Genomic DNA, 19,044 nt, shown 5'->3' with positions numbered 1-19,044 from the left:
ATTTTTGTATTTCGGGCTTACAATATAGGATTTTAAAAATACAAAAAGTGACCGATATATACAATACACGCTAAAGGTCGAATGATATCATACATAATTAAGAAGTTACTATAGAATAGAGGAAATAATAAGATGAATATACTAGAAAATAAAGTTGTATTAGTAACAGGTGGTACGGGGTCTTTTGGTAAAAAGTTTGTCAAACAGGCCTTAAAACTTAATGTGAAGAAAATTATTATATTTAGTCGAGATGAATTGAAGCAGTACGAAATGAGACAACAATTTCATGATGAACGTATTCGTTTTTTTATAGGGGATGTTCGCGATAAGGAGCGTTTAGTTCGTGCGTTTGATGGAGTAGATATTGTTGTTCATGCTGCTGCGATGAAGCATGTGGATGCCTGTGAATATAACCCGTTTGAGGCGATAAAAACGAATATTCATGGAGCACAAAATATTATCGAAGCTGCTATTGACTGTGGTGTCGAAAAAGTAATTGCTTTGAGTACAGATAAAGCATGTAGTCCAGTTAACTTATACGGGGCAACAAAGCTTGCTTCGGATAAATTATTTGTTGCGGCTAACTCTTATGTTGGTTCAAAAAAAACAGGTTTTTCTGTCGTGCGTTATGGCAATGTGGCTGGTAGTCGGGGAAGTGTAGTCCCCTTCTTTAAACAAGTAAGAGAAACTGGAACAATACCAGTGACTGATCACCGTATGACACGATTTTGGATTACTTTAGATCAAGGCGTTCAGTTTGTGATTGATAGTCTGGAACGCATGCATGGTGGTGAAATTTTCGTACCTAAAATTTCAAGTATGAAGGTGATGGATTTAGCTAAAGCGATTGCGCCCGATTGTGATATAGAAATAGTAGGTATTCGACCTGGAGAGAAGCTACATGAGGCTATGATTATGGAAGACGATGCCCGACATACTGTAGAATTTGATGATCATTATGTCATTCAGCCAGAGTTTCCATGGTGGTCTAAAAAATTTGCAGAGGGAGGCAAGACATTACCGGAAGGATTTGCATACACGAGTGATAATAATACGGAATGGTTAACGATTGAACAATTGGAAAAGCTGTCGGAGGAAATATCATGATTGCGGTTATAGGTGGAGCAGGCTATATAGGTTCACATACAGTGAAGTATTTAATACAGCAGGGAAAAGATGTAGTAGTGTTTGATAATTTAAGCACGGGTCATAAAGAATTTATCCCTTTAAATATTCCTTTGGTCGAGGGTGATTTAGCAAATAAAGAGGATTTACAAGACTTGTTTAACCAATATCCTTCAATCGATACAGTTGTTCATTTCGCTGCTTTTGCATATGTTGGCGAATCTGTTGAAAAACCAGCTATGTACTATCAAAATAATGTTGTCAATACGATTCATTTATTGGATATGATGCTACACTATGAAGTGAAAAATATTGTGTTTTCTTCTACCTGTGCAACTTATGGTAACCCTATAGAGTGGCCGATAACGGAGAAGCATCCACAAAATCCGATTAACCCATATGGCCGTACAAAATTAATGATGGAGCATATTATAGAAGATTATTCACATGCATACGGTTTGAAATTTGTGGCACTTAGATACTTTAATGCAGCTGGTGCCGATATTGAATGTAAAATTGGTGAATGGCATGAGCCAGAGTCACACTTAATTCCACTTGTGTTAGATGTTGCAATTGGAAATAGACCGTCTATCTCGATATTTGGCAGAGATTTCGATACCGTGGATGGTACCTGTGTTCGTGACTATATTCATGTTACAGATTTAGCAGATGCACATAGCAAAGCTGTTGATTATTTAAAGGGGAATGGTGAAAATCTTACATTAAATTTAGGTAATGGTTTGGGTTATTCTGTGTTAGAGATTATTCAAATGATTGAGAAAGTCACAGGCTGTAGCATTCCAACTGTACTTACAGAGCGTCGCGCAGGAGATCCGGCGAAACTTATTGGCTCAGCAGTAAAGGCTGGGGAATTACTAGGTTGGCAACCGCAATATGACTTAGAGAAGATTATTGAAACGGCATGGCAGTGGCATGTGAAGCAATTTGGAGGCACAAAATGAAACGTATATTAGTAGCAGGTGGAGCAGGTTTCTTAGGCTCGCATTTAATTGATAGACTTGTAGAACAAGGACATACAGTTATATGTATGGATAATTTACAAACAGGTGCAATGGCTAATATTAGCCATGTACTAGATAAAATTCAGTTTGTTCAGCATGATATTACAGAACCTTTTCCTGCATTAGGACAGTTTGATGAGATTTATAATTTAGCTTGTCCAGCTAGCCCTATACATTATCAGGCAGACCCTGTTCATACATTTAAAACAAGTGTATTAGGTGCTCTGAATATATTAGAGCTTGCTCGTAAAACAGGTGCAAAAGTATTTCAGGCTTCTACGTCTGAGGTTTATGGAGACCCTTTAGTACATCCACAGCCTGAGCAATATTGGGGACATGTTAATCCGATTGGCATCCGCAGTTGCTATGATGAAGGAAAGCGCGGTGCAGAAACGTTATTTTTTGACTATGCACGTATGTATGATATCGAAATTAAAGTAGTCCGCATTTTTAATACATATGGTCCAAGAATGGATGCTAGGGACGGACGTGTTGTGAGTAATTTTATAGTCCAGTCCTTACTGAACAAACCTTTAACTATATATGGTGATGGCAAACAGACACGCTCTTTCTGCTATGTAGATGATTTGATAGAAGGTTTTTTACGATTAATGGTAACAATAAAAGAAGTTACGGGTCCTATAAACCTTGGTAATCCAAATGAATTTACAATGCTTGAACTCGCAGAAAAAGTTGTGAAATGGACAGGAAATGATACACCATTACAATTTGAAGAGCTTCCGCAAGATGACCCAAAACAACGTCGACCGATCATTGCTGAAGCACAACGTATCCTAGATTGGGAGCCGAAAGTCATGTTAGATGAAGGGCTTCAGAAAACAATCGCTTATTTTGCGAGTAAAGTGTAGGAGAGATGAATGATGCAAAGAGTACGTAAGGCAGTAATCCCAGCAGCTGGCTTGGGAACAAGATTTTTGCCTGCAACAAAAGCACAACCGAAGGAAATGCTACCAATTGTAGATAAACCTACGATTCAATATATTGTAGAAGAAGCAGTAGCATCGGGAATTGAAGATATTATTATCATTAGTGGACGCAACAAACGTTCAATCGAAGACCATTTCGATACGAATTATGAATTAGAACATACATTGGAAATGAAAGGGAAGCTAGATGATCTTAGAGAAATCGAAGCTATTTCAAATCTAGCGAATATACACTATATACGCCAAAAAGAAGCAAAGGGCCTTGGAGATGCCATTTATTGCGCACATCGTTTTATCGGAGATGAGCCATTTGCTGTTTTATTAGGCGATATTATTTTGCAAGCACAAACACCTGCGTTAAAACAATTAATTGATACATATGACCGTGAAAAGGTTTCCGTTATTGGTGTTCAACAAGTACCGATGGAAAGTGTCCATCAATATGGTGTCATTGATCCTGCTACAGATATACAAGAGGGCAAGGCAATGGAAGTAAAGGGCTTTATTGAAAAGCCTTCGAAAGAGGAAGCTCCCTCAAACTACGCTATTATGGGGCGCTATGTTCTAACACCTTCTATTTTTGAAAAATTGAACGAAACTAAACCTGGTGCAGGTGGAGAAATCCAGCTAACGGATGCAATCCAATCTTTAAACGAAGAAGAACGAGTAGTTGCACAGGATGTTGTAGGGCAATTATATGATATCGGTAGTAAGATTGGCTTTGTCCAAGCGACGTTAGACTTTGCACTGCAACGTGAGGACTTAAGAGATGATGTTCAAGCTTACATCAATATGAAAGCAGGGGTAACAAAGTGAACGTAGCTATTATTGGAACGGGATATGTCGGCTTAGTAACAGGCGCCGTGTTATCAGAAATCGGGCACGTTGTTGCTTGTTTAGATATTAACGAAGAAAAAATTAATACACTAAAAAAAGGGCAATCACCAATTTATGAACCGGGATTAGATGAAATACTAGCACGTAATATTGCGGCAAGTCGTTTATGCTTCACAACAAATGCTCAAGAAGCATTTGCACAGGCAGATATTATCTTTATAGCTGTCGGTACACCTCAAGGAGAAGATGGGGCAGCGGATTTGTCTTTTATCGAACAAGCAGCTAAAGATATTGCGATCAATGTAGATCATAATGTGATTGTTGTTGTGAAAAGTACGGTTCCCGTAGGTACGAATGATAGAGTGGAAGAAATACTTCATGCGAATATGCTAGCGGGTTTACAAATTCATGTAGTATCTAATCCGGAGTTTTTACGAGAAGGGCATGCAATTAACGATACATTTTACGGAGATCGTATTGTGATAGGAGCAGAAAATTCAATTGCTAGTGAAAAGGTAGAAAGTTTGTTCAAATCACTAAATATACCAATTATGCATACGAATCGCCGCAGTGCAGAAATGATTAAATACGCATCAAATGCATTTTTAGCAGTTAAAATTAGTTACATCAATCAAATTTCTAATTTATGTGATGCACTAGGCGCAGATGTGAATGCAGTAGCAGATGGCATGGGCATGGATCATCGAATAGGTCGTGCGTTTTTGAATGCTGGATTGGGCTATGGTGGATCATGTTTTCCAAAAGATACAGAAGCCTTAGCATACTTGGCACGTGAAAATGATGTGAAATTAAGTATTGTAGAATCAGCTATACAAGCAAATGATGAACAACGCTATATTTTTGTGGAAAAGGTATTAAACCATTTTAATCGAGATATTGTAGGGAAAAAAATGGCAGTATTAGGGCTAGCATTCAAGCCAAATACAGACGACATGCGTGAAGCCCCGTCTATAATGATTATTAAAGAATTAGTGGCAAGAGGTGCTGGAATTTCAGTGTATGACCCAGTTGTAAAGAAATCCTCGTATTTGGAGAGTGTAGAAGTAACGTATGCTGCTACTAAGGAAGAATGTGTGAAGGAATCCGATGCAATCTTACTAGTTACCGAATGGCAAGAGTTTATCGAAGCAGATTGGGTTAAACTAAAGTCGTATTCTAACAATGCGATTGTCTTTGATGGAAGGCATACACTTAAAATTTAGTGACTACTGGAGGTGGATGAAGTGAGCAATTTTCAAGTTGAAGTACTGGAAAGTAAGCTAGGAATGCCTACTTTACAAGTAGAGGTAGATGATAAGAAACTGATGCTTCATAGTAAATATAATCCGATCCAAGAAGCGGAGCGTTTTATTGATTCTTTGAAAGAAAGAATCGAGAATGCGGAGCATATTTTGTTCTATGGAGTGGGACTCGGTTATCATGTACGTTATTTTTGCGAACAGTTCCCTGAAAAACTAGTGTCAGCTTACGAGCCAATTACTGATATTGCTAACTTATGTTTGAAATTACAATCTAGAACTGGATTCCCGAAAGAAAAATTAGTACATTTTTTAACAGAAGATAAAGAGAATTCATTACAAGAAAATTTACAGCAATTAAGAGAATTAGTACATCGAAAATTTATAATTATTACTTTACCTGTATATGAAAGACTTTTCTCTGTGACAACCGAACAATTTAATCAGTCATTCCGAGACTTCTTACTAATGGTAGGGAATGATATGGCAACAATTGCTAAATTTTCGAGACGTTGGACTGTAAATGCATTGATGAATCTCCCTCATACATTGAAAGACCCGAACTTTTTGCTACAAAAGAAGCAATTTTTTAAGGGGAAACCGGCGATCATTGTGAGTGCCGGGCCTTCTTTGGATGAGGAATTAGAAAACTTGAGCTATATAAAGGAGAATGGTTTAGCCTATATTTTTGCAGTGGGATCAGCCAATATGACACTTATTAAACATAATATTTATCCTGATGCTGTTATTACATATGATCCACAACAACATAACTATAGACTGTTCGAAGAAATTACTAGTCGAGGCATTAATTCTATACCGATGATTTATGGTACTACTGTTGGTTATGAAACATTGACTCATTACAGAGGACCGAAGCTGTATTTTGTAACATCGCAGGACAAAATTACACAAAAATTTCATAAAGAACAGCTACCTATTATATATGATGCACCATCTGTCGCACTAATAGCAATGCAGCTATTAAATGTACTTGACGTTAGTAAAATTATACTTGTTGGTCAAAACTTTGCATTTAAACAAGACAAATTTTATGCTGAAGGCATTGCTCGCTATGATGCTGAAAAAAAGGCTATATCTGATAACTCAATTCAAGCAAAGGATATCGTCACTAAGTTTGAAGTAGAAGATGTGCATGGAGGAAGCGTACAAACAACCTCGAATTTCGTACAAATGAAAGCAAATATGGAATTGTATTTACAGTATGTCAAAATGCCAGTTATAAATACAACAAATGGTGGAGCGGCCATTAAAGGAACGGACTATCAATCACTGAAGCAATTAATAGCTGAGGAATTAAAAAACTCAGTTGTAATGGATGATTGGTATAAGACATCGGAATCCAAAATTTCTAGCATTGTAAATAAGACATCGATAGGAGAGTACCGAAGTGATTTTGATTCTTTTGCACAGATTTTCGAAGAATTGAAAGTGTTTCTAATCGAGTTTAAAGAAGGACTTTATAATTTGGAAATGACTCAAATTCAAAAGAAACTAGAACATGTGGATAATCTTTTTCAACAATATCACCAAAATAGTTTCTATCAAACGTCTATTGAACAAATAGCACAGCGCTCAAATGAAAAGTTAACGGCAGAGTTAAAGCTTGTTAGTAGGTTAGACACTTCGGAAGAAAAGGCAGCAAGAGTTATCGAAGTGTATATGAATTACTTGGGTAATTGTCAGTTAATTCACAAAGATATTGCTAAAGTCGTAAGTAATTATACAATTCCGAGCATTGATGAATTACTTGATACGAAAAATTACATAGCGACTTCAGGTATATTCCAATACGAGGGAGAATGGCATAAAAAGATGCCATTTAAAGTAGAGATGCCGCCCAACCTGACTGATGGAGAAAAAATAGTATGGTATGAACAAAAGCTACTAGAAGACCAAATTGAACTGCCAATTTCATTTGTAGAGGCAGCTCATAAGGGCTCTAAAATTCATTTCCGTTTTAGTGGAGAAAAGGTAGTATTATATGGGAAGAATCAATCAAAAAATACATTAAAACTTAGAGTGCAGGTAGATAATAAGAGTACTACAATTACTATTAAAGAAACTACTGAAGAAGATTTGTATGATTTATTCATCCGAAAGGAAATATGTGCATTCACAGGTCTAAAAAATGAAATGCATAACATCACAATTGAAATACTGTCTGACAATCCGAGTTTTCTGTTTCAGGCTATTGGAATTGAGAAAGCGGGACGAGCGTATCATATTCATGAAGTTGAACATGTTGAGGATTTAGAAATTGGTAAGCGCATCCGTTGTCATTATAAAGCTACTCACAATACAGTTGGTGAGTTTAATTATATAGGTAAAGAAACAGCTAATTATCTACCAGCAGAAGCTTCTGCAGAACCAAATGGTGATTTTTACTTTATTATGGTAGATGAAGTTAGCGGACTAAAAAAGTTAATTTCTGATCGTAATATCCAAAATTTTATTTCATGGAAAACTATAAAATCCGGAATAACAAATTTTAAAATTTCGAAGGAAAGATTTAATTTAAGACTGTTAATTGATAGCAATAAATCTGATCGAGATATAAAAAGCGAATGGAATAGGTATATAGTTTCTACTAGTGATTCTATACAGTGGAATTACATGGATTGCTCTTCCTGGACATTGACAGAAGGTAGAGAATATAAAGAAAGGCGTATTTCAAGAGGAGGTGCCTTTGTTGGAAACTACTTATTAAATGAAGTGAATCAGGAAGAAGTAGAAAGTCAATTCAGAGGGTTCAGACCAGTTGTTACTCAAAAGAAACTATATAAATAAAGGATGAGATTAAATGGACTGTAAAATAATTGCGGAAATAGGTTGTAATCATAAGGGCAATATTGAAATTGCAAAAGAATTAATAAGGCAAGCTGTTGAGTCTGGAGCAGATGTAGTGAAATTTCAAAAAAGAAATAATAGAGAATTATTATCTGAAGAACAATATAGTGCACCACATCCAAACCCTGAAAATTCATATGGTAATACTTATGGTGAACACCGTGAATTTTTAGAGCTATCTTTAGAACAAAATAAAGAACTAAAAAGGTATTGTGAGGAATTAGGTATAATTTATAGTACATCTGTATGGGATTTAACTTCGGCGAAAGAAATTACCTCTTTAAATCCGAAATTAATAAAAATACCTTCTGCAATGAATAATCACTATGAAATGTTAGAGTGGCTTTGTGATAATTATGCAGGAGAGATACATGTTTCTACAGGAATGACTAGTTATGAAGAAATAGATAAACTTGTTAACTTTTTTGTAAATAAAAAACGTAATAAAGATATTGTTTTATATAATTGTACTTCTGGTTATCCAGTACCGAATAAAGATATTCGGTTAATGGAAATTGTTCGTTTAAAAGAGAGGTATGGGAAGGTTCTTAAAGCGATTGGTTTTTCGGGTCATCATATAGGGACAGCAATAGATATAGCTGCTTTTACACTAGGTGTAAATTGGATTGAACGCCATTTCACACTTGATAGAACATGGAAAGGAACAGATCATGCAGCGTCTCTTGAACCACAAGATTTAAAAGAGTTGAATAATAATATTGAATATGTTAAAGAAGCTCTACATTATAAGACAGAAGAAATTCTTGATATTGAAATGGTTCAAAGGAAAAAATTAAAATATGGAGTACCTTTAAAATAATGAATACAAAAAAATATAGAACTGTTGCATTAATTCCAGTAAGGGGTGGAAGTAAATCTATCCTATTGAAAAATATCAAAAAAATAAATGGTCGCCCTCTTGTATTCTGGTCGATTGATGCAGCAATAGAGTCAGAATGGATCGACGAGGTTTATGTTTGTACAGATAATGTTGAAATAAAAAAAACTGTATTAAATTATGATAAAGATGATCTAGGAAAATTAAAATGTATTGATAGAAACGTAGAGAATGCTACTGATATTTCCACAACAGAGTCTGTTATGGAAGAATTCGTTAGTGTTGTGCCATCGGATACATTAATATTAATCCAAGCAACTAGTCCATTAATAAAGGCTGTAGATTTGAGTGAGGCTTTACAGCAATATTATGAGAAGCAATACGATAGTCTTTTGTCAGTAGTAAGACAAAAGAGGTTTATATGGAACGAAGAGACTAATGGATTAGTAACTCCTAGTAATTATTCTTTGCAAAACAGACCGAGAAGACAAGAATTTAACGGTCAATTAGTGGAAAACGGTTCTTTCTATATTACAAAAACTGAAGAATTTATAAAATCTAAAATAAGAATTTCAGGAAGAATAGGATACTATGAAATGCCTGAAGAAACCTATTATGAAATTGACGAACCACAAGATTGGATAATCGTTGAACAACTTTTAAAGCTAAAGGGGAGAAATACATCTTTTTCTAAACGGCATTCTAAAGTTAAGCTATTTGCCACTGACTGTGATGGTGTTTTAACTGATGGGGGAATGTACTATACAAACGAAGGTGAGGTAATGAAAAAATTCAATACTAAAGATGGTATGGGGTTTGAATTATTAAGAAAAAAAGGAATAATTACAGCCATTTTAACTGGAGAAGATTCAGATATTGCTTTAAAACGGGCAAAAAAAATCCAAGCTGATGAAATTTATTTAGGTTGTAAAGATAAAGTTGCGGCGATGAATGAATTATTAAAAAAGTACAATTTAAAATTTAGTGAAGTAGCATACATTGGTGATGATATTAATGATTTAAAGTTGCTAAAAAAAGTAGGGATGAGTTTTGCAGTAGCTGATGCGTTGGATGAAGTGAAATTAGTAGTAGGTCAGGTTACTGATAGAGATGGTGGTAATGGTTCTGTTAGAGAAGCTATAAATTATATTCTTCAACAACCTGATTAATAATGTTTTATAAGGATTTGAGAATATGAAATTAGAAGATTTTATAGTATATTCAGATACTTTATTAATAGATGCCTTAAAAAAAATCGACAAAAATACCAAGGGATTTGTTTGTATAGTTGACTCTAAGTATATTTTAAAAGGTGTTTTAACTGACGGAGATATTAGGAGAGAACTTATTGAAAATGGGAATTTGTATCAACCAATTCCGAAATTTATTAGTGTGAAATATGAATTTTTATATGAAGATGAATCTTTTGATTTTATTGTAGAAAAGTTTAAAAATGATAAAATTATTTTTCTTCCTATTATAAGTAGAGAAGGAATGTTAGTTAATGTTTTAACAAAAAAACAATTACATGAACTACTAATTCAAGGGCGAATTCTAGACTTAAAAATGGATTTTGAAAACTATAATGAAGCAAAAGCTTTTGAAATTCATAATAGACCTTGGGGATTCTATAAAACAGTAATTTTAAGTGAATTTGTACAAGTGAAAATTTTGCAAGTATTCTCTTGTCAAGAATTGAGTTTACAATTTCATAATAAGAGAGAAGAACATTGGGTTGTTGTAAAAGGTAAAGGCAAAATGACAATTGGCGATAGCATTAGAGAAATATCAGAGGGAAGTTACATTTTTATTCCTAAAGGGTGCAAGCACCGTGTGAAAAACATTTCTGAAACCGAACCATTAATTATCTCAGAAGTACAGTTAGGTGATTATTTTGGGGAAGATGACATTATTCGAATTGAAGATATTTATAAAAGAATATAGTGAGGATAAGTATAACTATGAAGAAAAAGGTTTTTATATGGGGAGCAACTCCATCAATTAAACAAGAATTTGATGAAATAGTATTTGAATATGAAGTAATAGGGTTTATTGACAATAATGCGGATAAGATAGGAGGGAAATTATTCAATATACCTATATATGGTCCAAATTTTGTGAACAATGAGATTTATAAAATATTTATTTTAAGTATTTCGGGGTGTGATTCTATTATAGAGCAACTTGAAAAAATGGGGATTTCGAAAGAAAAAATTGATAAATATTTTGTGGAATACAAAGTCATACCTCGAATTAATTTCTTGAAAAATTTATCGTTAATGTTCGAAACGTTGAAACTTAACGAAGCTGTTTCTGAAGTGGGTGTATTTCAAGGAGATTTTGCCCAAAAAATCAATAAATATTTTAAAGAACAACGATTATATTTATTTGATAGTTTTGAAGGATTTGACGAAAAAGATATTGTTTACGAAAAGAGAAATAATTTGTCTAATTCAAAAGCAAATCATTTAAGTAATACTTCAGAACAAGTTGTATATGCTAAGATGCCATATAAAGATAAAGTTAAAATAATTAAAGGTTACTTTCCTGAAAGTGTAAAAGATTCGCAAATACCAGGAAGATTTATGTTTGTAAATATAGATTTGGATCTATATAAACCAACATATGAAGGATTAAAATATTTTCAAGATAAAATTGTGAAAAATGGAGTTATTTTAGTACATGACTATTTTAATAGCGAATATTCAGGTGTGGAAAAAGCTGTAAAAGAGTTTTTGAAAATAACAAATGAATTTTCTGTGATGCCTATTGGAGATATGTGTAGCATTGCCTTAATTAAGAGGTAAGAATATTGGATGATATGTTAAATGAGAGCATAATAATAAAGCTATCAAAAAGATAAAACGCATATCTCTATTTGCGTGTCTAGAGTATATGCGAAGTAACTAGTAACTATGGGGATATGCGAAAGTTTTGCACTGAAAGATTGAAAAAAATAAAATACAATAAGGAGAGAATTAGTGTATGAACTACAAAGATAAACAATCTACCTTTATATCTATGGATTTAAAAGAGATGCGACCTGAAGGTTTTTTGAATACAATATTAGATAGGCAACTAAATAATATTCGTGCAGTAGATAGTGGAAGTGGATGGAAAACTCGTGAACTATGCCCATTATGTAAATCAACAAAAAAAACATTTCAATTTACAAAATATGATTTTGAATTAAATCAGTGTAATGATTGTGAAATAGCTTTTTTTAATAAAATACCAGTAAATACGAATGATTTATATTCGGCACCACATGCTATAGAATATGCACAGGAAGCTTATTTGAGTAATGTCGATTATAGAAAAGTTAGATTTGCTGAAGAACGAGTAAAAATGATAGAAGAAAATTTAGGTAAAAATATTAGTAATTTAAATATTTTAGATGTAGGGTGCGGAACAGGTTGGTTTCTTGAAGTTGCAAAAGAACATGGAGCCAACTGCAGCGGATTAGAGCTAGGAGAAGAACTAGCAAGGTTTACTTCAGAGCGTATAGGAATCCCAGTTTGGAATTGCGATCTTAAGAACTTAAATGTAGATGAGAAGTACGATGTTATTACAATGTTTGATCTTATAGAGCATGTTGAGGATCCACTGGATTTAGTGAAAGTTGCAAAAGGTTTATTAAAAGAAGAGGGAATTATTTTAATTTTCACACCTCAGTTTGATTCAGTTGCTATTCAAACTATGAAGGATAAGTCTAATTTAGTAATGCCAGCCGAGCATCTTTCATATTTTAATGAAAAATCTGTTGAAGTTTTAGCAGAATTATCGGATATGGATTTAAATTATTTTGAGACAAAAGGAATTGATTTAGGAGATTTAAAAGCTTTTTATGAATATTCAAATCAACCTAATTTAGCTGAGTCTTGTGAGACTTTATATGACATAATACAACCTTGTATTGATGAATCAAAGTCTGGTAATCATTTAAGAGCAATATTAAAGAAAAAATAACAAAATAGATGCGTATCTCTACTTAAAAAATGTAAAGGTTTTTAAGGAGGGCTTTATATTAATGTTCAATTTAATTAGAGAAATAGGAGCTAGATGGAAATGGTCAAATAATGCTGACCGTCTAGGACCAGATATGTTGGGAACTCATTTTAAATTATATATATCAAGTTTACAAAAAAAAATTTGTGAAAAAAAATTCTTATATTATGGAAAGAATGCTGATTTTAGAATAGGTGCTTATGCTATAGGTTGTTCTAACATTAAATTAGGTGAAAATGTCGTAATTAGACCGGGGTGTATGTTAATAGCAACAAAAGAGGGACAAATTAATATTCAAAAAGATGTATTGATAGCTCCTGGCGTGCATATATATGTAACTAATCATAAATTTGAGGATACTTCGATAGCTATATGTTATCAAGGAATGACTGAATCAAAATCAGTATTAATTAAAGAAGGTAGTTGGATAGGGGCAAATTCAATTATTTTGCCTGGAGTAACAATTGGCAAAAATGCAGTAGTTGCAGCTGGTAGTGTTGTTACAAAAAGTGTGAGTGATTTCACCATCGTAGGAGGAAATCCAGCAAAGGTTATAAGGAAAATAGAAAATTAAAATTATCATTATTTCAGAAAGCATATGCAGTTGAAAGAGGATCTAAATATTGGAAAGTGCTTAAGTCACTGTACATCAATCGAGCAGGTCAATCCGATGTAAAATAAATGATAATTTTTGAAAAAAAGCCACTTTAAAAGTGCTTTTCTATGGAGGTACGTAATGAATTATTATATTTTTGGTGCATGTGAACCAGGGAAAAAAATGTTAGAGCTACTTACGAAATTTGAAATAAATAATAATGTCTTGTTTATTGATAATGGTAAATCAAAAAGCACTTTTTGTGGTATACCAGTAAAGCATCCAGATGGTGTGGAATTACATCAGAACAAGGATATCATATTTATATGTAGCTATTCCTCTTATGATGAAATGAAGAAGCAATTAATTGTTAAAGGGCTAAGAGAAGATATAGACTTCTATTTTATAGAAAAATTCCATCAGTTAATATGGAACCTAGACCAATTTGAAAATAGCATTAGTCAAATTAAAAGAGATAAAATACGTTATCATATAGTGGAAAGAGAGGATTTAACTCGTAAAAAAACAAGTGATACTATTTTTCTGTTAGGGAGTGGCTCTACTATAAATAAAATCACCGAGAAGCAATGGGGATTTGTTCAGAATCATGATTCTTGGGGGTTTAACTATTGGTTAGTTCACAATTTTAAACCTACTTTTTATTCTTTTGAAATAGGAGCAGAAAAAGTAAAACACCACTTGAAAAATGTTATACATAATTATTTGATCCAATCCAATAGAAAAGATTCTTATCCTTTGGATTTTATTAAAGATGTTACGGCTTATAAAGAAAAAGATTTAGATTTATTAAATGAGAGGGTTGATAGTATTCCAATTATCAAAGATATGAACCTGCCTTGCAGAAGTGAAGAAGAATTGAGAGATTCAATTTTGTTTCTTGATAAATTAGACATTCTACAAAAAAATATATTTGTAAAATTAGGGACTACAATTTCTACGCTAATTGTAAATGCTTTCATACTAGGTTATAAAAATATCGTATTATGTGGAATAGACTTGGATAATTCAGGGTATTTTTATGATGGATACAAACCGCTACAAGTTGATACAGAATATATTATACCGAACAATCGAAAGGGTTACTTACGTACACTTGAAGCATTAAATACGTCTACAGGTAATATAGCGACAGATAAGATCATAAAAATAATAAATGATTTACTCTTAAAACCAAATGGAGTGAAACTATTCGTAGCAATGAATAATTCAGAGTTAAATCCAGAAATCCCATTATATGACCAATGGGAATAGGGGGCTTATATTTAAAAATTATTTACTTGAATAATAAGTAGGTCAATTTACTGAAATCGTATTTAAGAGGAACGTGTAGGTAAAGTAAATGCATATTGCTTGTTCGATTAATAAAAGTTATATCCAGCATTGTAGTGCAATGATTTTATCTGTTTTACAATCTACGATTGCAGAGGAGATACATATCCATGTTTTGCATAAGGAACTAAATCATAACGATGAAACTTTGATGCAAAACTTATTTACTAATAAATATAATGTGAAATGAGCATCTATACATCCAAACCTTATCCGGACTTTTATTGGGAACATTAATCTCAAAAGAAGTGGAAAGGGTTATTTATATTGATTCTGATTTTATTATTAAAGATGACTTGCTACAAATTTTGGAAATAGACATTCAAGATGATTCAGTTGCTGCAGATTGTTAATCTGGAAGGAATCATGTATGAAGTTTTAGAGTTAAATCATCGCCTAGACTATTTCAATGCAGGGTTTATGTTAATAAATTTAAAAATATGGAGAGTGCAAAACTTCTTTGATAAGTTCTTAGAATATACAGAAAAATCATCAAAAGTTAATATTTGCGGATCCAGATATATTAAACGGGGTATTACGTGGTAATTGGTTGAAATTACATCCAAAATGGAATGTTCAAAACAGTGTTTTGTATAAGGAAAGTCTGTTTTTAGAATATTTTAATGAAAGAGTATATTAAGGGATATTTATAAAACCTTCTGTAATACATTATTCTGGAAAGGAAAAACCATGGGACTTTACTAATAACCTAGTTATGGAGTCTACATACTATTATTATTTATATTAATTAGAACCATGGAAAAACTATCTTCCAATTAGAAATTAGTAATTTGAAAAACAAGAAAATTTATGTATTTGGGATTGGTGATTTTTCTCAAAAAATATTTAAAAAGTTCTTTATGTATAACGTGGAAATAGAAGAATTTATGGATAATAATTCTTTAAAATGAAAAAAACATTTAATGGGAAATAGATTATTAAACCTGAGTCATTTTTTAAGAAGAAAATGACAGATGAAACAATTGTAATTATTGCGAGTATGTATGCAACCGAAATTCTTAATGATATTAAAAATAACTTTTCCTTAGATTCTAAAATTGAATTGTTTGATGCAAATGTATATTGGGGGTAATTTAAGATGAAAAGTTAAATAACCTCCCTTTTTCATAAGTACTTAGATTAGAAGCAGATTTTGGATGAACCCACAAAGAGAATAAAATCGAACTCTTTAATTTCGTGTGATATTGTAAATTGTCTGTTTGCCCCTTTAGGTCAATCTACAAGGGGAGGAATAATATTACCGTAAATAGTAATATGGAAGTGAAATACTTGAAAAGTGAATGTGGGGAGATAAATTGATGCAAATTGCATGTTCAATAAATAAAGAGTATATACCACATATGTGCGCTATGCTTCTGTCAGCATATCAAAATACTAGTGTAGGAAAGTTAAATGTGCACGTATTGCATGCGGACCTGGATGAAAAAGATCAGTGTAAGATTATAGATGAATTCACTAAATACGAAAGGCTAAGTCTCCACTTTTATGAAATCGATCAATCTATTTTAAATGGTATCCCTATTGTAGCAGAACACTTAAGTGTCGAAACTCTATATAGGTTATTAATGCCTATAGTTCTTCCAAACAAGGTAGAAAAAATATTATATATAGACTCGGATATAATTATTAAAAATGATTTGTTGAAAGTTTGGAATGAAAAAATAGAAGAGCATTATATAGCGGCAGTTGTGAATTTAGAGGAGAGAATGTATAAGATTCTTGAGTTGAATAGTCCGATGGATTATTTTAATGCAGGTTTTATGTTGATTAATTTGAAAAAATGGAGAGAAAATGATTTTTTAAATGTTTGTTTAAATTATGTTCGGAAAAATATAGATAAGATTATTTTTGCAGATCAAGATATCTTAAATGGTGTATTAAAAGGAAATTGGAAAAGACTTCATCCGATGTGGAATGTAATAAGCGGTGTAGTTTGGAACAAGAAAATGTTTGAAGAATATTTTGATTTAGCAACATACGAAAACATTATTAATAATCCGTCAGTTATACATTATACAGGGTTAATTAAACCTTGGCATATCAATAGTGAGCATTATTTTAAAAAAGAGTATTATATATATGCTAATCAGCTTAGTTGGAGAAAAGACTTACCAATAGGAATGAAAGAACTTAAACATAGTGATTTATACCTCTTCGGAACAGGTGTATATTCCTTGAAAGTAACTAATATATTGAATAATTTAGGAATTCGGTTACTTGGATACCTAGATAATGATAAAGCAAAATGGAATGGTTTATTTGAGAATAAACCTATTTTCAAACCGGATAATATATTATTAAAGCATTATGAAAGAAAGGTTATTATTATCATCGCAAGTTCTTTTGAAAGTGAAATTCTTCAGAAGATACATAGAGAGTACAAACTAGATTCATATATGAATGTAATTAGGTTTAGTGATTTGCATACTATTAAATAGTTATCGATTCTTACATAGAAAGGGAATAATCTAAAATGATTACACCAATTAATATTGTTTTTGCAGCAGACAATCATTACATTCAACATCTTTCTGCTGCGTTGACTTCTCTATTTGAAAATACTAAGTATGCTGAAAATTTGATAATAAATATTATCGATGGCAATATTTCTGAGGGAAATAAACAATTCTTATATAGATTGACGAAGCAATATGGGAGCAATCTTCAATTTAAAGATATTAATACAGAATTACTTAATGGATTAGTTATAAATGGACACATAACAGAAGCAACATACTATCGTATTTTAATACCATCTTTATTTGATGAAAGTATTTCAAAAGTAATTTATTTAGATTGCGATATTATTGTAAGAGGAGATATTGTTGATTTTTGGAATCATGATATCCAGTCAAAATCGCTTGGAGCAGTTAGAATCTATGAGTATAATGAGCAAGATGCTCTCGGTACCCCTGAAACTTCCAACTATTTTAATGCAGGGATTTTATTAATGAATCTTGAAAAATGGCGAAATGAAGATATTACAGGAAAAGTATTAAATTTTATTTTGAAATATCCTGAAAGATTAATTAGTTGGGATCAAGATGCCCTAAACGGGGTTCTGTATGAAGATTGGATTGAAGTGGAATTGAAGTGGAATTTACGTAGTCAGCTAATGGATTATGACTATGCAACAGCTGGTTTACCATCTGAAAAATCTTTTATTCAACTGAAAAAGAATCCGTCGATTGTTCATTTCACAACAGTATCTAAACCTTGGCATTATATAAATAACCATCCTTTTAAAGAAGAATATTTTTATTATCTCGATAAAAGTAATTATCCATATGAGAAATATCCTGAAGAAAAAATACTTTTATCAAAAGAAATTATTCTTTTTGGTGCTAGTAATAAAGCAATGGAAGTAACAAAAAAGTTGGCTAACGTTAATTTAGAACCTTCATATTATATTGATAATGATTCTAATAAATGGGGAGCAACTTTTGAGGAGAAAGAAATTAAAGAACCGAAAATTATATTAGAGAATTTAAATAATACAATTATCATCATTGCCAGTCAATATGTCGATGAAATTACTAATCAATTAATTGGAATGAAGCTCGTTGATAATGAACATTTTTTTAAAGATATTACTTATTTAAGTTTATTAAGAGGTTAATAAAGTGCGAAATAGATAATAGGTGACAGACTAACTAGAAGTTTTTATTGTGTCAGTAATTAATTCTAATATACTAGGAGATATAAATATGAAAGATACCGTATTATTTGGCGCTTTTTAAAATGGAAGAGAGTATCCTTAAGATATTGCTGGGAAGTAAAGAAATGGTTCTATTGACAATGAAGAGAATAAATGGAGAATGCAATTCAATTCAATTCAATAGATTACTGGTATATGGACCGACTTTTATTTACGAACATGAAGTAGAATTTATTATTACAAGGACCTATGCTAATGAAATTGTGGATTAACTTCAAGAACATAACTTTTTTGATTTCTCGGTATTTTCTATTCAATTACAAAAATCAAATTTAATAAATAGTAGATTGAAAAAACATTCTTTACCAACCATTTCGGTAGGGAAATTACTTCAAGATGTAGGTGGGGGGGGTATCGATTAAATATTTAACTTTTTTATCAGGTGGTTCGTTTGTAATGGATTATTTCTTTTAAAGGCAGTAATGTAAAGATGTAACTTTCGAACATATCTTG

17 protein-coding genes and 1 pseudogene are annotated in these 19,044 nt (G+C 32.2%); all 18 read left to right on the top strand.

Translation table 11 applies throughout. The features are described 5' to 3' along the window. Positions 1-132 precede the first annotated feature (132 nt). The 18 genes and pseudogenes from pseB to ACQKIM_RS02895 all read left to right on the top strand — a co-directional run bounded on the left by pseB (position 133) and on the right by ACQKIM_RS02895 (position 18,492). The gene (gene pseB / locus ACQKIM_RS02980) at positions 133-1,107 is read left to right on the top strand and encodes a UDP-N-acetylglucosamine 4,6-dehydratase (inverting) (RefSeq protein ID WP_427538823.1); all 975 of its coding nucleotides are present in this window, start codon (positions 133-135) and stop codon (positions 1,105-1,107) included. Continuing rightward, positions 1,104-2,087, top strand: a complete 984-nt coding sequence (gene galE, locus ACQKIM_RS02975) for a UDP-glucose 4-epimerase GalE (RefSeq protein ID WP_427538820.1) — start codon at positions 1,104-1,106, stop codon at positions 2,085-2,087. Before pseB ends, galE begins: the two co-directional genes overlap by 4 nt. Further along, a complete protein-coding gene (locus ACQKIM_RS02970; RefSeq protein ID WP_427538817.1) occupies positions 2,084-3,016 on the top strand; it encodes a UDP-glucuronic acid decarboxylase family protein in 933 nt (310 codons plus the stop codon). The genes galE and ACQKIM_RS02970 overlap by 4 nt, the downstream gene beginning before the upstream one ends. A 12-nt stretch (positions 3,017-3,028) precedes the next feature. Continuing rightward, positions 3,029-3,910, top strand: coding sequence for a UTP--glucose-1-phosphate uridylyltransferase GalU (galU, locus tag ACQKIM_RS02965; protein ID WP_427538814.1), 882 nt, complete (start codon positions 3,029-3,031; stop codon positions 3,908-3,910). After that, positions 3,907-5,154: a UDP-glucose dehydrogenase family protein gene (locus ACQKIM_RS02960; RefSeq protein WP_427538811.1), complete on the top strand. Its 1,248-nt coding sequence runs from the start codon at positions 3,907-3,909 to the stop codon at positions 5,152-5,154. The genes galU and ACQKIM_RS02960 overlap by 4 nt, the downstream gene beginning before the upstream one ends. Before the next feature lie 21 nt (positions 5,155-5,175). Then, the gene (locus ACQKIM_RS02955; protein ID WP_427538808.1) at positions 5,176-8,001 is read left to right on the top strand and encodes a motility associated factor glycosyltransferase family protein; all 2,826 of its coding nucleotides are present in this window, start codon (positions 5,176-5,178) and stop codon (positions 7,999-8,001) included. A 13-nt stretch (positions 8,002-8,014) separates the two neighbouring features. After that, the gene (locus tag ACQKIM_RS02950; protein WP_427538805.1) at positions 8,015-8,881 is read left to right on the top strand and encodes an N-acetylneuraminate synthase family protein; all 867 of its coding nucleotides are present in this window, start codon (positions 8,015-8,017) and stop codon (positions 8,879-8,881) included. Beyond that, on the top strand, positions 8,881-10,068 hold the full coding sequence (locus tag ACQKIM_RS02945) for an HAD-IIIA family hydrolase (RefSeq protein WP_427538802.1): 1,188 nt from the start codon (positions 8,881-8,883) through the stop codon (positions 10,066-10,068). The genes ACQKIM_RS02950 and ACQKIM_RS02945 overlap by 1 nt, the downstream gene beginning before the upstream one ends. A gap of 25 nt (positions 10,069-10,093) precedes the next feature. Beyond that, positions 10,094-10,843, top strand: a complete 750-nt coding sequence (locus ACQKIM_RS02940; protein WP_427538799.1) for a cupin domain-containing protein — start codon at positions 10,094-10,096, stop codon at positions 10,841-10,843. 17 nt (positions 10,844-10,860) lie between these two features. After that, positions 10,861-11,706 (top strand): TylF/MycF/NovP-related O-methyltransferase, encoded by an 846-nt coding sequence (locus tag ACQKIM_RS02935; protein ID WP_427538796.1) that lies wholly within the window; start codon positions 10,861-10,863, stop codon positions 11,704-11,706. 178 nt (positions 11,707-11,884) lie between these two features. Next, the gene (locus tag ACQKIM_RS02930) at positions 11,885-12,868 is read left to right on the top strand and encodes a class I SAM-dependent methyltransferase (RefSeq protein ID WP_427538793.1); all 984 of its coding nucleotides are present in this window, start codon (positions 11,885-11,887) and stop codon (positions 12,866-12,868) included. Between the two features lie 61 nt (positions 12,869-12,929). Next, on the top strand, positions 12,930-13,481 hold the full coding sequence (locus tag ACQKIM_RS02925) for an acyltransferase (protein ID WP_427538790.1): 552 nt from the start codon (positions 12,930-12,932) through the stop codon (positions 13,479-13,481). 162 nt (positions 13,482-13,643) lie between these two features. Beyond that, complete coding sequence (locus tag ACQKIM_RS02920; protein ID WP_427538787.1) at positions 13,644-14,774, top strand: hypothetical protein; 1,131 nt, start codon at positions 13,644-13,646, stop codon at positions 14,772-14,774. Positions 14,775-14,862: 88 nt separating this feature from the next. After that, positions 14,863-15,042, top strand: coding sequence for a hypothetical protein (locus ACQKIM_RS02915; protein WP_427538784.1), 180 nt, complete (start codon positions 14,863-14,865; stop codon positions 15,040-15,042). A 10-nt stretch (positions 15,043-15,052) separates the two neighbouring features. After that, entirely contained in the window at positions 15,053-15,205 is a 153-nt protein-coding gene (locus tag ACQKIM_RS02910) for a glycosyltransferase (protein ID WP_427538904.1), read from the top strand. Beyond that, positions 15,180-15,492: pseudogene (locus ACQKIM_RS02905) on the top strand (glycosyltransferase). Before ACQKIM_RS02910 ends, ACQKIM_RS02905 begins: the two are co-directional and overlap by 26 nt. A gap of 679 nt (positions 15,493-16,171) precedes the next feature. Continuing rightward, the gene (locus tag ACQKIM_RS02900; RefSeq protein ID WP_427538781.1) at positions 16,172-17,311 is read left to right on the top strand and encodes a glycosyltransferase family 8 protein; all 1,140 of its coding nucleotides are present in this window, start codon (positions 16,172-16,174) and stop codon (positions 17,309-17,311) included. 35 nt (positions 17,312-17,346) lie between these two features. Then, a complete protein-coding gene (locus tag ACQKIM_RS02895; protein ID WP_427538778.1) occupies positions 17,347-18,492 on the top strand; it encodes a glycosyltransferase family 8 protein in 1,146 nt (381 codons plus the stop codon). The last annotated feature ends 552 nt before the right edge of the window (positions 18,493-19,044 follow it).

Source organism: Lysinibacillus sp. NPDC047702, assembly GCF_050272555.1.
Taxonomy (GTDB): domain Bacteria; phylum Bacillota; class Bacilli; order Bacillales_A; family Planococcaceae; genus Lysinibacillus.
The sequence above is the reverse complement of the archived record's forward strand: the minus strand, read 5'-3'. Positions and strand labels throughout refer to the sequence as shown.

Excerpts from the sequence above, each read along its gene's own strand:
- ACQKIM_RS02940 (WP_427538799.1), top strand. The coding sequence starts at position 10,094 with ATGAAATTAGAAGATTTTATAGTATATTCAGATACTTTATTAATAGAT.
- ACQKIM_RS02945 (WP_427538802.1), top strand. The coding sequence starts at position 8,881 with ATGAATACAAAAAAATATAGAACTGTTGCATTAATTCCAGTAAGGGGT.
- ACQKIM_RS02895 (WP_427538778.1), top strand. The coding sequence starts at position 17,347 with ATGATTACACCAATTAATATTGTTTTTGCAGCAGACAATCATTACATT.
- galU (WP_427538814.1), top strand. The coding sequence starts at position 3,029 with ATGCAAAGAGTACGTAAGGCAGTAATCCCAGCAGCTGGCTTGGGAACA.
- ACQKIM_RS02950 (WP_427538805.1), top strand. The coding sequence starts at position 8,015 with ATGGACTGTAAAATAATTGCGGAAATAGGTTGTAATCATAAGGGCAAT.
- ACQKIM_RS02930 (WP_427538793.1), top strand. The coding sequence starts at position 11,885 with ATGAACTACAAAGATAAACAATCTACCTTTATATCTATGGATTTAAAA.
- ACQKIM_RS02900 (WP_427538781.1), top strand. The coding sequence starts at position 16,172 with ATGCAAATTGCATGTTCAATAAATAAAGAGTATATACCACATATGTGC.
- ACQKIM_RS02970 (WP_427538817.1), top strand. The coding sequence starts at position 2,084 with ATGAAACGTATATTAGTAGCAGGTGGAGCAGGTTTCTTAGGCTCGCAT.
- ACQKIM_RS02915 (WP_427538784.1), top strand. The coding sequence starts at position 14,863 with ATGCATATTGCTTGTTCGATTAATAAAAGTTATATCCAGCATTGTAGT.
- pseB (WP_427538823.1), top strand. The coding sequence starts at position 133 with ATGAATATACTAGAAAATAAAGTTGTATTAGTAACAGGTGGTACGGGG.
- galE (WP_427538820.1), top strand. The coding sequence starts at position 1,104 with ATGATTGCGGTTATAGGTGGAGCAGGCTATATAGGTTCACATACAGTG.
- ACQKIM_RS02935 (WP_427538796.1), top strand. The coding sequence starts at position 10,861 with ATGAAGAAAAAGGTTTTTATATGGGGAGCAACTCCATCAATTAAACAA.
- ACQKIM_RS02925 (WP_427538790.1), top strand. The coding sequence starts at position 12,930 with ATGTTCAATTTAATTAGAGAAATAGGAGCTAGATGGAAATGGTCAAAT.
- ACQKIM_RS02920 (WP_427538787.1), top strand. The coding sequence starts at position 13,644 with ATGAATTATTATATTTTTGGTGCATGTGAACCAGGGAAAAAAATGTTA.